General features: G+C 53.3%; 10 protein-coding genes and 1 riboswitch. Of the genes, 7 read left to right on the top strand and 3 right to left on the bottom strand.

Going from position 1 to position 12,478, the window contains the following annotated elements; genetic code table 11:
* The first annotated feature begins 1 nt into the window (after position 1).
* Complete coding sequence (locus ACZRKO_RS15180) at positions 2–1,654, top strand: Na/Pi cotransporter family protein (RefSeq protein ID WP_463738069.1); 1,653 nt, start codon at positions 2–4, stop codon at positions 1,652–1,654.
* 51 nt (positions 1,655–1,705) lie between these two features.
* On the opposite strand, the gene panS is transcribed toward ACZRKO_RS15180, so the two are convergent.
* Complete coding sequence (gene panS, locus ACZRKO_RS15175; protein ID WP_463738068.1) at positions 1,706–2,629, bottom strand: ketopantoate/pantoate/pantothenate transporter PanS; 924 nt, start codon at positions 2,627–2,629, stop codon at positions 1,706–1,708.
* Between the two features lie 148 nt (positions 2,630–2,777).
* A complete protein-coding gene (lysC, locus tag ACZRKO_RS15170; RefSeq protein WP_463738067.1) occupies positions 2,778–4,166 on the bottom strand; it encodes a lysine-sensitive aspartokinase 3 in 1,389 nt (462 codons plus the stop codon).
* 106 nt (positions 4,167–4,272) lie between these two features.
* A riboswitch (Lysine riboswitch) is annotated at positions 4,273–4,462 on the bottom strand.
* A gap of 239 nt (positions 4,463–4,701) precedes the next feature.
* Between lysC and pgi the strand changes: the two genes are divergently transcribed.
* The 4 genes from pgi (at position 4,702) to ubiA (ending at position 8,446) form a co-directional block, all read left to right on the top strand.
* Entirely contained in the window at positions 4,702–6,351 is a 1,650-nt protein-coding gene (gene pgi / locus ACZRKO_RS15165; protein WP_463738066.1) for a glucose-6-phosphate isomerase, read from the top strand.
* 138 nt (positions 6,352–6,489) lie between these two features.
* Positions 6,490–6,897: a phosphate-starvation-inducible protein PsiE gene (gene psiE, locus ACZRKO_RS15160; protein ID WP_463738065.1), complete on the top strand. Its 408-nt coding sequence runs from the start codon at positions 6,490–6,492 to the stop codon at positions 6,895–6,897.
* A gap of 101 nt (positions 6,898–6,998) precedes the next feature.
* Positions 6,999–7,538 carry a chorismate lyase gene (gene ubiC / locus ACZRKO_RS15155; RefSeq protein WP_463738064.1) on the top strand — a complete coding sequence of 180 codons (540 nt, stop codon included), beginning with the start codon at positions 6,999–7,001 and terminating at the stop codon, positions 7,536–7,538.
* On the top strand, positions 7,535–8,446 hold the full coding sequence (ubiA, locus tag ACZRKO_RS15150; RefSeq protein WP_463738063.1) for a 4-hydroxybenzoate octaprenyltransferase: 912 nt from the start codon (positions 7,535–7,537) through the stop codon (positions 8,444–8,446). Before ubiC ends, ubiA begins: the two co-directional genes overlap by 4 nt.
* A 110-nt stretch (positions 8,447–8,556) precedes the next feature.
* On the opposite strand, the gene plsB is transcribed toward ubiA, so the two are convergent.
* Positions 8,557–11,037 (bottom strand): glycerol-3-phosphate 1-O-acyltransferase PlsB, encoded by a 2,481-nt coding sequence (gene plsB, locus ACZRKO_RS15145; RefSeq protein WP_463738062.1) that lies wholly within the window; start codon positions 11,035–11,037, stop codon positions 8,557–8,559.
* A gap of 176 nt (positions 11,038–11,213) precedes the next feature.
* Between plsB and ACZRKO_RS15140 the strand changes: the two genes are divergently transcribed.
* Positions 11,214–11,582, top strand: coding sequence for a diacylglycerol kinase (locus tag ACZRKO_RS15140; protein WP_463738061.1), 369 nt, complete (start codon positions 11,214–11,216; stop codon positions 11,580–11,582).
* A gap of 118 nt (positions 11,583–11,700) precedes the next feature.
* On the top strand, positions 11,701–12,309 hold the full coding sequence (gene lexA, locus ACZRKO_RS15135) for a transcriptional repressor LexA (protein WP_463738060.1): 609 nt from the start codon (positions 11,701–11,703) through the stop codon (positions 12,307–12,309).
* Positions 12,310–12,478 lie beyond the last annotated feature (169 nt).

The raw sequence follows: 12,478 nt of genomic DNA, 5'->3' as shown, positions 1-12,478 counted from the left end.
AGTGTTAACTCTTCTTCATTTGTTGTCCGCTGTTTCACTTCTCGTCTGGGGTACGCACATTGTGCGTACCGGCATCATGCGTGTTTTTGGCGCCAATTTACGCCGTGTTCTCAGCAGCAGCGTTGAGAAAAAACCGCTGGCGTTTGTCGCGGGGATTGGCGTCACCGCCTTGGTGCAAAGCAGCAATGCTACCGCGCTGCTGGTGACGTCGTTCGTCTCTCAGGGACTGGTCGCATTGGCACCAGCGCTGGTGATCATTCTCGGGGCCGACGTCGGAACAGCGCTGATGGCGCGTGTGCTGACCTTTGATCTCTCCTGGCTCTCCCCGTTACTGATTTTTGCGGGCGTCTCCTTCTTCCTTAGCCGTAAACAGACTCGTGCGGGCCAGATGGGCCGCGTCGCGATTGGCCTCGGGCTGATTCTGCTGGCGTTGGAGCTGATTGTCGCAGCCGCTACGCCAATCACCCAGGCCTCCGGCGTTAAAGTGCTGTTCTCTTCGCTGACTGGCGACGTCATTCTTGATGCGCTGACCGGTGCGGTGTTTGCCATCGTCAGTTACTCCAGTCTGGCCGCCGTATTGCTGACCGCGACGCTGGCAGCGACCGGGGTTATCTCCCTCAAAGTCTCACTGTGTCTGGTGATTGGTGCCAACGTCGGCAGCGGGCTGCTGGCGATGATCAACGCCAGCAAACAGAATGCGGCAGGGCGTCGCGTGGCGCTTGGCAGCGTGTTGTTCAAACTGATCGGCTGTGTGATTGTGCTGCCCTTTATCGGCCCGCTTTCGGTTCAGCTGGCACGGCTCGGTATTCCGGATGAAGAGCTGGTGATCTATTTTCACATGTTCTACAACCTGATCCGCTGTCTGGCGATGGTGCCGCTGTCTGGCCCGATGGCCCGTGTTTGCGAACTGATGATTGCTGACGTGGCGGAAGATGACCCGCGCCTGCGTCCGCGGCACTTAGACGTCAGCGCTATCGATACCCCTACGCTGGCGCTTGCCAATGCTGCCCGCGAAACCCTGCGTATGGGCGACGTGGTCGAGCATATGCTGATCCTCAATCATGAAGTGATGCACGGCAAGCTGGCGCAGGACCGTGAAGTCCGCCGCCTCGATGATGACGTTGATGTACTGTATACGGCGATCAAACTGTATCTGGCGCAGATCAACAAAGAGGGGCTGGGCGAGGATGATTCGCGCCGCTGGGCCGAAATCATTGAAATGGCGCTGAACCTCGAACAGGCCGGTGACATTATCGAGCGCATGACCGCCGATATTGCGGCGAAATCTCATGCGGCCCGCCGCGCCTTCTCGGCTGAAGGGCTGACCGAGCTGGACTCTCTGCATGAAAAACTGGTGGATAATCTGCGGCTGAGCCTGTCGGTATTTCTGTCAAACGATCTGACCAGCGCGCGCCGCCTGCGCCGCTCCAAACACCGCTTCCGTCTGCTCGACCGCCGTTATGCACACGCGCACGTTGACCGCCTGCATCAGCACAACGTGCAGAGTATCGAAACCAGTTCGCTGCATTTAGGGCTGCTGGGGGATATGAAGCGCCTGAACTCACTGTTCTGCGCCGTGGCCTATAATGTGCTGGATAAAGACGCGCAAGAAGACGATGAGCGCGATGAAGTCGATTTGGTAAAACCGGCCTGACAGCCATAAAAAAGGCGCCTGAGGCGCCTTTCTCATTTTTATCGTGCTGAATTATTTCTCTTTGCTCTCAACCGGCTTACCTGACCAGTAGCCTGCCAGCAGCGAACCAGAAAGGTTGTGCCAGACTGAGAAGAGCGCGCCTGGCAACGCGGCCAGCGGGCTGAAGTACATTTTGCCGAGCGTTGCCGCCAGCCCTGAGTTCTGCATACCGACTTCCATCGCCAGCGTACGGCAGGTGGTTTCATCGAAGCCAAACAGTTTTCCGCCCCAGTAACCGCTCAGCAAACCAATGCCGTTGTGCAGGATCACGGCCACAATCACCACCAGACCGACGGAACCGATAAAGCCCTGACTTCCAGCAACTACGGCGCTGATGATGGCCAAAATACAGATCATCGAGAACGCGGGTAGCAGTGGCTCGACGCGTTTAACGGTTTTAGTAAATAGATGGTGAATCACCAGACCGGCAAAAATCGGGATCACCACGATTTGCAGAATGCTTAACAGCATACCCACCACGTCGACCTTAATGTGGGTATCGACATAGAAGCGGGTCAGCAGCGGGGTGGCGAAAACGCCGACCAGCGTGGAAACAGCGGAAATCGTCACCGACAGGGCGACGTCCCCTTTGGCTAGATAAATCATCACGTTAGACGCGGTGCCTGACGCCACGCTGCCGACTAAAATCATCCCCGCCGACAAATCTGCCGGCATGTGAAAAAGTTTCGCCAACACCCATGCCGCCAGCGGCATAATCAGATAGTGCAGGAACGTGGCGGCAGCGACCGGTGCCGGGCGTGACAGCACGCGTTTGAAATCACCGAACTCCAGTGTGACGCCCATCGCGAACATGATAAGCATCAACAATGTCGCGACGTGTGGGGCGATGGGCGTAAAGGTGCTCGGTGTGTAGTAGGCGGCCACGGACAGCAGCACGGCCCACAGCGGGAACAGGCGGGTTATTTTGGCTAACATGGTGAGGATCCCTTATTGGTCTTTGTTGTTTTTAATTATGTGATGTTGCAGGTAAAGCTTTGCCATAGCATTTTGGTTGTAGCATAAAACCGGGAGCATAAAAAAGCCGGGCACAAAGGCCCGGCATTGAAATGCACCGCGCCCGTTCTTATTCGAATAGATTGCGGTGCAGCGTTTTAACGACCTGATCGGCATCGTTGCCCGGCACCAGGAAGCAGAGGTTATAGCTGCTTGCTCCGTAGCAAATCATGCGAATATTGAATGGATCGAGCACGCCAAAGACTTCTTTACCGACACCACAGGCCTGCGACAATTTGTTGCCGATGATGGCAATCAGCGCGAGGTTTTCTTCCACTTCCACACGACACAGCGACGACAGCTCAGTCAGCAATGAGGTGGTCAGCAGACTGTCATCAGAAGAGGTTGAACCGGTGGTATCGAGCGTCAGCGCGATGCTCACTTCGGATGTGGTGATTAAATCCACCGAAATATTGTGACGCGCGAGAATGCCAAACACTTCGGCGAGGAAACCGCGTGAATGCAACATGCTCAGGCTGTGCAGCGTGACCAGCGTCTGTTTACGGCGCAGTGCGAGCGCGCGGAACAGCGGCGGGTTATCGGTGGTGTTGCACACCAGCGTACCGCCTGCCGACGGATCTTTACTTGAGCCGACAAACACCGGAATACCGCGACGTACGGCCGGTAACAGTGTGGCAGGGTGTAACACTTTTGCGCCGAAGGTGGCCATTTCAGCCGCCTCTTCAAAAGCTATGCGGTCGATACGTTTGGCGTCCGGCACCACACGGGGATCGGTAGTGTAGATGCCCGGAACGTCGGTCCAGATATCCACCCGCGCAGCGCTCAGCGCTTCAGCCAGCAGAGCAGCGGTATAATCGCTGCCGCCACGGCCGAGCGTGGTGGTACGGCCTTTGCCTTCACAACCGATAAAGCCCTGCGTGATCACCAGCGCCTGCTCAAGACGTGGCTGCAATTGCTGAATCGTCAGTTCCGACAGCGCATCGGTGTCCGGTTCGGCGCGGCCAAAACGGTCGTTGGTGCGCATCACTTTACGTACGTCGAACCACTCCACCGGCACATTGCGCTGGCGCAGGATCTCAACAAACAGCAGGGTGGACATCAGTTCGCCGTGGCTTACCAGTTCATCGGTCAGCGCCGTGGACGTGGCCAGGCTAGCCGCTTCTGACAGCATACTGATGTTGTCCAACATGCGGCCAATTTCGTCGCGGATCACCTCCGGTCTGATCAGTTTGTCGATAATGGCAGACTGAATGCGGCGGATCTCGTCGAGCAAGAAATTGCGGCGTTCGGTATCCTGGTCTATAGCCAATTCAACCAGAATATTAGTAATGCCCGCCGAGGCAGAAAGGACCACCAGGCGTACATTGGGATTAGAGAGAACGACGTCGGCGCTGCGGTTCATGGCGTCGAAGTCCGCAACGCTGGTGCCGCCAAATTTGGCTACGACCGTAGTGCCCAAAGGAGGACGATTGGCGTTGCGGGATACAGCGTAATTCATGGTAAACCTCGTGTCAGGGGCGCCGATAAACGACGACCATCTATTCCATAAGAATTGGCACTAGGGGGAGAGCGGGAAACGGGAGCAGGCGTAGAGATACTACGATACACCCAGAAGCGCCCCACCTTGCCGATACCCTCACAGGTATCTCGGTGACAACCCAGGGGATTCAGCCCCTGTAGTCGGTCTTCAGCCTGCCGAAAGCCTCTGACCTCGGCGCCGCTCCCCCTGATGTATCTTCGTAGGATTTCGGCTCCTCCGATACACTGCCTGGGCGACGCGCCTCTTCTGGCTCACAAAGCGCGCGTTAGCGCGCCTGCGAGTTAGGTGCTTAGGAATAACGGGTTATCGCTCTCCTGTCAACGGTCTGACGGCCCGCATCGATACATTTTGAGCAATTGTCATCTAATATTGTTTTCTGTCATTGCGAATACACAGATCTGACCTATCGCAAGAAAAGGCATCTCATCTCCAGTATAACGGGATACAATCAAGTCAGTTACGTCACATTTATTCTCAGCCTAAGAGCATTGCTATGAAAAATATCAATCCAACTCAAACCGCTGCCTGGCAAGCCCTGCAGCAGCATTTCGATACGATGAAAGATGTGCAGATTAGTCATCTGTTTGCTGAAGATGGCGACCGTTTCTCCAAGTTCTCTGCAACCTTTGAAGACCAGATGCTGGTGGACTTCTCTAAAAACCGCATCACCACTGAAACTCTGAACAAACTGCAGGCGCTGGCGAAAGAGACCGATCTTCAGGGCGCAATCAAATCGATGTTCTCCGGTGAGAAGATCAACCGCACCGAAGACCGCGCTGTTTTGCACGTTGCGCTGCGTAACCGCAGCAACACGCCGATCGTGGTAGACGGCAAAGACGTGATGCCGGAAGTGAATGCGGTATTGGCGAAGATTAAAGGCTTTACCGAACGTGTTATCGGCGGCGACTGGAAAGGTTATACCGGCAAACCGATCACTGACATCGTGAACATCGGTATCGGCGGTTCAGACCTCGGCCCGTTCATGGTGACCGAAGCACTGCGTCCGTACAAAAACCACCTGAATATGCATTTTGTTTCCAACGTTGACGGCACCCATATTGCCGAAACGCTGAAAGATCTGTCTCCGGAAACCACGCTGTTCCTCGTGGCTTCAAAAACCTTCACCACGCAAGAAACCATGACCAACGCCCACAGTGCGCGCGACTGGTTCCTGAAAACGGCTGGCGATGCTAAGCACGTTGCGAAACACTTCGCTGCGCTGTCTACCAATGGCAAAGCAGTGGGTGAGTTTGGTATCGACACTGACAACATGTTCGAGTTCTGGGACTGGGTCGGCGGGCGTTACTCCCTGTGGTCAGCTATCGGCTTGTCTATTGCTCTGTCCGTGGGCTTCGAAAACTTTGAACAGTTGCTGAGCGGCGCTCACGCAATGGACAAGCACTTCGCAGAAACCCCGGCTGAGAAAAACCTGCCCGTTCTGCTGGCGCTGATCGGTATCTGGTACAACGATTTCTACGGCACTGAAACCGAAGCTATCCTGCCATATGACCAGTACATGCACCGTTTTGCTGCGTACTTCCAGCAGGGCAATATGGAATCCAACGGTAAGTTCGTTGACCGTAACGGCAACCCGGTGGATTACCAGACTGGCCCGATCATCTGGGGCGAGCCAGGCACCAACGGCCAGCATGCTTTCTATCAGCTGATTCACCAGGGTACTAAAATCATCCCTTGTGACTTTATCGCACCTGCGGTCAGCCATAACCCGCTGAGCGACCACCACGCCAAATTGCTCTCCAACTTCTTTGCGCAGACCGAAGCGCTGGCCTTTGGTAAGTCTCTGGATGTGGTAGAGAAAGAGTTCGCGGAACAAGGTAAAAAACCTGAAGACGTGAAACACGTTGCGCCATTCAAAGTGTTTGAAGGTAACCGTCCGACCAACTCCATCCTGCTGCGCGAAATTACCCCGTACAGCCTGGGTGCGTTGATCGCGATGTACGAGCACAAAATCTTTACGCAGGGCGCTATCCTGAACATTTACACCTTTGACCAATGGGGTGTGGAATTAGGTAAGCAACTGGCAAACCGCATCCTGCCAGAACTTGCTGGCAGCGAAGATGTGAAAGGTCACGACAGTTCCACCAACGGCCTGATTAATCGCTTCAAAAACTGGCGTGCCTGATAACGTAGTCATACGTTAAAGATTGCCAAAAATATAAGGGTTAGCCTTAACGGGCTGGCCCTTTTTTAATGTCACTTTTTCTCTGCGGGCACTGTGGTATTCTGCGGAGATTAACAACAAAAGTGGGATGTAGATCACATGGCAGGATCTAAACGTGCAACGATGATAGCCGTCATCATGCAGCGGGTTTTGAACGTGTTTTTATTAGGACTGGCGGCGATCCTGATGCTGTTTTTGGGCCGGGAAACTTATCATCTGGCCATGGTGTTGTTTGTCAATAATGATCAGTCGTCCTCCTATTTATTGATTGAAGGTATCGTGATTTACTTCCTGTATTTCGAGTTTATCGCACTGATTGTAAAGTACTTTTCCTCGGGCTATCACTTCCCGCTGCGATACTTTATTTACATCGGTATAACGGCCATTATTCGTCTGATTATTGTTGATCACAAAAGCCCGTACGATACGCTGGTTTACGCCTGTGCGATTCTGGTGCTGGTGGTCACGCTGTTTCTGGCTAACGGTGAGCGCCTGCGCCGCGAGTAAATGCGCTCTGCAAGCCGATTGCCGCTGGCGCATTCTGCGTTAGAATGCGAGGCTGATGATTAATAGGGGGAGCTCAATGTTTCCCCTTCACGGAGTTCGTAATGTCTGAGTCTCATTCCGCCGCACAGCCACCCATTCACTGGTTTGACGATCCGCAGCACGTGCCCGCTGATGTTGCCGACTGGCTGATGGAAATGGGCTCCATGACCCGCCGTTTTGAAAAGCAGGGCGTCACCGTCACGGTACAACCTAAGCGTGAATGTTTTGTTACTCGTGAAGAATTGGGCGAAAGCGAGGCGGAGCAGTTGCCGGAAAGTGCGCGTTACTGGATACGTGAAGTGGTGCTGTTTGCTGATGACGAGCCCTGGCTGCTTGGCCGCACGGTGATCCCGGAAGAAACACTGACCGGACCGGATCTGGCGCTGGTGGATTTGGGCACGGTGCCGCTGGGTCGTTATCTTTTTGGCGGCAATACGCTGACCCGCGACTATATTCATCTCGGTCAACTGCAACATGAGCAGGGCGACCTGTGGGCGCGCCGTTCGCGTTTGCGTCTTTCTGACAAGCCACTGCTGCTGACTGAAATTTTCCTGCCTGAATCCCCCCTACATCGCCCCGAAAATAAGGTGCAAAAGGGATGAGTCAGGCTAATCAACAAGGGGAGCAAAAGGTGTCTGTTAGCCTTTCTCAGGGCCACTGGCGGGATTACTGTCGCCTGATGCGCATTGATAAACCTATTGGTTCGTTGCTGCTGCTGTGGCCGACGTTGTGGGCATTGTGGCTGGCTGGTGGCGGAATGCCATCGCTGAAAATTATGCTGGTTTTCGTGCTGGGCGTATTCTGTATGCGTGCGGCCGGTTGCGTGGTGAATGATTACGCTGACCGTAAATTTGATGGTCACGTTAAGCGCACCGCCAACCGCCCGTTGCCAAGCGGTGCTATCAGCAGTAAACAGGCCAAAATCCTTTTTGTCAGTCTGGTGCTGGCCTCTTTCCTTCTGGTACTGACCCTCAACCGGATGACAATCTTGTTATCACTGGCCGGGTTAGCGCTGGCATGGATTTATCCGTTCGTCAAACGGGTGAGTAATTTGCCACAAGTGGTATTGGGTGCCGCCTTTGGTTGGTCTATTCCAATGGCTTACGCGGCGGTGAGCGAAGCCGTACCGCTGAGCTGCTGGTTGCTGTTTGCAGCCAATATCTGCTGGACTGTGGCCTACGACACGCAATACGCCATGGTTGACCGCGACGATGACCTGAAAATCGGCATCAAGTCGACGGCAATCCTGTTTGGGCGTTTTGACAATCTCATCAACGGTATTCTGCAATTAGCCATGCTGGTACTGATGGCGGCGGTAGGGTATCTGACACAGCTTAGCGCGCCGTTCTACTGGTCGTTACTACTGGCGGCGGCACTGTTTACGCATCAGCATAAACTTACTGCTAAACGCGACCGCGATGCCTGTTTCCTCGCCTTCCGCCAGAATAATTATGTCGGGCTGGTGCTGTTCCTCGGCATTCTGATGAGTCTGTCGAACTTCAATCTCTGAAGCTGCTGCCATCCTGATAGCTATAAAAAAATGCCCGGTTCTTTATACAGAGAACCGGGCATTTTTGATCGTACCTTTAACGAAGCCAGCTAGCCTGCGGGTGGGCTTCGTTAGTGATCGGTATCCCGCACATCGACTTTGGGCTCAGCGGGGGGTACGGATGGCTGCGGAAGCTCAGATGGCATACCCGAGCTTTCGATCGTCAGCTTGATTTCCGGGGTCATTAAATCACTGAGGATGGTGTAGATTTCACGCGTATGTTCAGGGATGGCATCACCGATATCATTGATATAACCCTCTTCGCGCAGCGTGCCGACCAGCGTAGTGAACACTGCTTTGTCGAAGAACTCTGGCGCATTGATACCGTGCAGCACCGACAGACGCTGAGCCATAATCCGGCTCTCTTTCTCCAGCGCACCGCGGCTGATGCTTGGGTTATTGCTCAATAAGGAGAGGGTAATGGCGTAGCGTTGCAGTGTTTCCCGGACACCGGCTGCCAGCAGTTGCAGCGGACGGATACGCAGAGGATTAAGCGCCAGCGTTTCACCATCGATCTTGATCAGTCCTTGACGTGCAAGCTCTGCACACAGCACTTCTAGCACGGTCGGCAGCTCTTCTTTGCTGTAGTGCATGAAAAGTTCGGCTTTCATCATTGGGAAAATCAGTGATACCTGACGAAGTAGCTCGGCACTGGTAACTGTACGGTGGTGCATGATGATGCTTGAAATCAGCGACGGCAGCACCAGAAGATGATGGATATTGTTGCGGTAATAGGTCATCAGGACTGCCTGCTCACGCGGCAGAATGATGATGTCACCAATATTGTCTTTCTCGACTTCGAACTTATTCATGTTCAGCGCGTGGTCGAGAAGCTGGCCAGCTGTCAGATTCGGCACGGTAGAATCTGCGGTATAAGGCACATTGCGCAGCAATTGCAGATAACAGTCGAGCTGTTCGGTCAACTGCTCGCGAGTCAGCGAACGCTGACGTGAAGCCAGAAGCGCGGTACAGCACAAGTTCATGGCGTTGGCTGCAGCAGAGTTATTGATGCGCACCATGATCTTATCCGCAATGTCCTGCACGGTCGGCGTCAGCCAGCTGGGACGGTGGGCTTCAATCGGGTCGATAGACTCGCGCCAGGTCGGCACATTTTGATTAAGATACGTCGTGAGAGGCAGAGGTTCGCCGAAGTTAACGTAGCCCTGACCAAGGTTACGCAGTTTGCGTAATCCGTTGATCATCTGCATAAAACTTTCTTTCTCTTTCGTCGCGCCGCGCAGCTCTTTGGCATAGGTGCCAACTTCCATCACATGCTCATAACCGATGTAAATCGGCACCAGCGTGATTGGGCGTGAACCCCCGCGCAGCATGGCCTGAATGGTCATGGACAATGTGCCTGTTTTCGGTTCGAGCAAGCGTCCGGTGCGCGAACGGCCACCTTCAACAAAGTACTCAACCGAGTAACCGCGGGTGAACAGTTCACCGAGATATTCACGGAATACCGTCGAATAAAGTTTATTGCCCTTAAAGGTGCGGCGGATAAAGAACGCACCCAATCGGCGGAAAATCGGGCCAGCTGGCCAGAAATTCAGATTGATACCGGCGGCGATGTGTGGCGGAACCAGACCCTGATGATAAAGCACGTAAGAGAGCAGTAAATAGTCCATATGGCTGCGGTGGCAGGGCACATACACGATCTCCTGACCATCCAGCGCCAACTGGCGCACACGTTCGGCATTATTGACGTTGATACCTTTATACAGGCGGTTCCACGTCCAGCTTAATACGCGATCTGACAGGCGCACGGCTTCATAGGAGAAATCAGCGGCGATCTCTTCCATCAGAGCAATTGCGTTCTGCTGGGCCTTTTCGTGGGAGATCTTTTTGCTGCGCGCTTCGTCTTCGACAGCCTTCTCAATCGCTTTGGACGCCAGCAGCTTATTGAATAGGTCCTGACGTACCGGCAGACGCGGGCCAACGGCCGCTAAACGCTGACGTGAGAAGTGCATACGCGCCACGCGGGCCAGTTTCTGTGCGATGGTTTTATCCGTACCGTGTTCGGTTGCCATATAGCGCAGCGATACGGTATTGGAGAAGCGCACGAAACTGTCACGACCCAGCCACAACACAGCAAAGAACTTCTGCACGCCGTTCAGCACACGCAGATGCGGCGTTTCTTGTCCTTCGCGACCCGGTGCACGCCCAAACATGACCGAGACCGGTAGCATTTGAATGTCTAATTGCGGGTTGTTGCGATGTAAATCCAGATAGTCGTGGAACAGTTTTATCGACTCAAGCTTCGGCGTGTAATAGGTGAATACACGCGGCCCTTCAGCGATAAAAACGTGACTCGGCAGCTGTACGCCGTCGATTTCCAATGGAATAAGGGGATCCGGCAGATTCTGCGCCAGGCACTGAGTGCGTAAGGTCAGTAAATCTGTCTTCGAATGATAAGGCAAAACGTACAGGATCGGGCGAGTCGGATCTAAACGCAACTCGGTAACCGGATCTGTCGGAATGACCTTGCTCTTTACCAGCAATTTTAGCGGTAAATTCAATAAGGTATAATAAAGTCTACGCCAACCTGACATAAAAACGTGAAGCCTCTTCGTTAGCAATTCGCCGCAAGGATACCAGAAACTGGATTCGTGGTCTGTGGTGATACTCTGTGTGTTTTCTGGGCCTATCTGGCTGCCGCTTTGCTTGCTGCAACCCGGGGGCTTTTAAGTATAAAATGCCGCACACTTTCCGATAAGACGAAAAACACATGAAAAATGAATCTACCGGACTTACCCGTATCGTTAAAGCCGCTGGTTTTTCCCTAAAAGGCCTGAGTGCGGCGTGGAAAAATGAGGCGGCTTTTCGTCAGGAAGTGATCGGCGTGTTGCCCTTCATCATTTTGTCTTTTTTCCTCGATGTGACCAGCATTGAGCGCATCTTGTTAGTGGGTGTTCTGGTGCTGGTGGTCATCGTCGAATTATTAAATAGCGCGGTTGAATGTGCTATTGACCGTATTGGGCCTGAATTCCACGTCCTGTCTGGCCGCGCAAAAGACATCGGGTCTGCGGCGGTTCTGCTGACAATTATACTGGCAGTTTTCACCTGGGTCAGTGTGTTTTGGTCGCATTGGTTCTAAAGCGGAATACAGATTCCATATTTTACTTTAGCATCTGTTTTTATTCACTCTTAGGTTTTCATTCAGGGGTTACCTGTATATACTCACAGCAATACTGTATAAACAATCAGGGGGCGGGATGAAAGCTTTAACAGTCAGACAACAAGAGGTCTACGACCTCATTCGCGATCACATCGCCACCACCGGTATGCCACCAACTCGTGCTGAGATTGCTACGCGCTTGGGTTTTCGCTCACCTAATGCGGCGGAAGAGCACCTTAAAGCACTGCAACGCAAAGGCGTCATCGAGATTGTTTCCGGTGCATCACGCGGTATTCGCCTGCTGATGGAAGAGGAAGAAGGTTTACCACTGATTGGCCGTGTGGCCGCCGGTGAGCCTCTGCTAGCTCAGCAACATATCGAAGGGCATTACCAAGTTGATCCCGCGATGTTCAAACCAAGTGCCGATTTCCTGCTGCGTGTCAGCGGTATGTCGATGCGTGATATCGGTATCCTCGACGGTGATTTACTGGCAGTGCATAAAACGCAGGATGTGCGTAATGGTCAGGTCGTCGTCGCTCGTATTGATGATGAAGTGACGGTTAAGCGTCTGAAAAAACAGGGTAGCGTAGTTCAGCTTCTGCCTGAGAACAGCGACTTCGAACCTATCGTCGTTGATCTGCGTGAACAGAGTTTCAGTATTGAAGGCCTTGCGGTTGGCGTTATCCGCAACGGTGACTGGATCTAAATTACCTGCGACGGTAAAACAAATTTTCTTTTCCGCCGCGGGTGAAATCTTTAGCGGTTATCGCTATTTACCACTCTGGAATAATCCTAATAGTGGCGATTATCGCTGTTATCTGAAGTAAAAACCAAATTCTCAACTACTCTTATTCATGTGGTAAGCACTTACCGTG

The sequence above is a fragment of the Ewingella sp. C233 genome (assembly GCF_055407225.1).
Note: the sequence above shows the minus strand (reverse complement) of the source record. Positions and strands in the feature narration are given on the sequence as shown.

Coding starts and splice junctions, on each gene's coding strand:
- pgi (WP_463738066.1), top strand. CDS start 4,702: ATGAAAAATATCAATCCAACTCAAACCGCTGCCTGGCAAGCCCTGCAG.
- psiE (WP_463738065.1), top strand. CDS start 6,490: ATGGCAGGATCTAAACGTGCAACGATGATAGCCGTCATCATGCAGCGG.
- ubiA (WP_463738063.1), top strand. CDS start 7,535: ATGAGTCAGGCTAATCAACAAGGGGAGCAAAAGGTGTCTGTTAGCCTT.
- ubiC (WP_463738064.1), top strand. CDS start 6,999: ATGTCTGAGTCTCATTCCGCCGCACAGCCACCCATTCACTGGTTTGAC.
- plsB (WP_463738062.1), bottom strand. CDS start 11,037: ATGTCAGGTTGGCGTAGACTTTATTATACCTTATTGAATTTACCGCTA.
- lysC (WP_463738067.1), bottom strand. CDS start 4,166: ATGAATTACGCTGTATCCCGCAACGCCAATCGTCCTCCTTTGGGCACT.
- lexA (WP_463738060.1), top strand. CDS start 11,701: ATGAAAGCTTTAACAGTCAGACAACAAGAGGTCTACGACCTCATTCGC.
- ACZRKO_RS15140 (WP_463738061.1), top strand. CDS start 11,214: ATGAAAAATGAATCTACCGGACTTACCCGTATCGTTAAAGCCGCTGGT.
- panS (WP_463738068.1), bottom strand. CDS start 2,629: ATGTTAGCCAAAATAACCCGCCTGTTCCCGCTGTGGGCCGTGCTGCTG.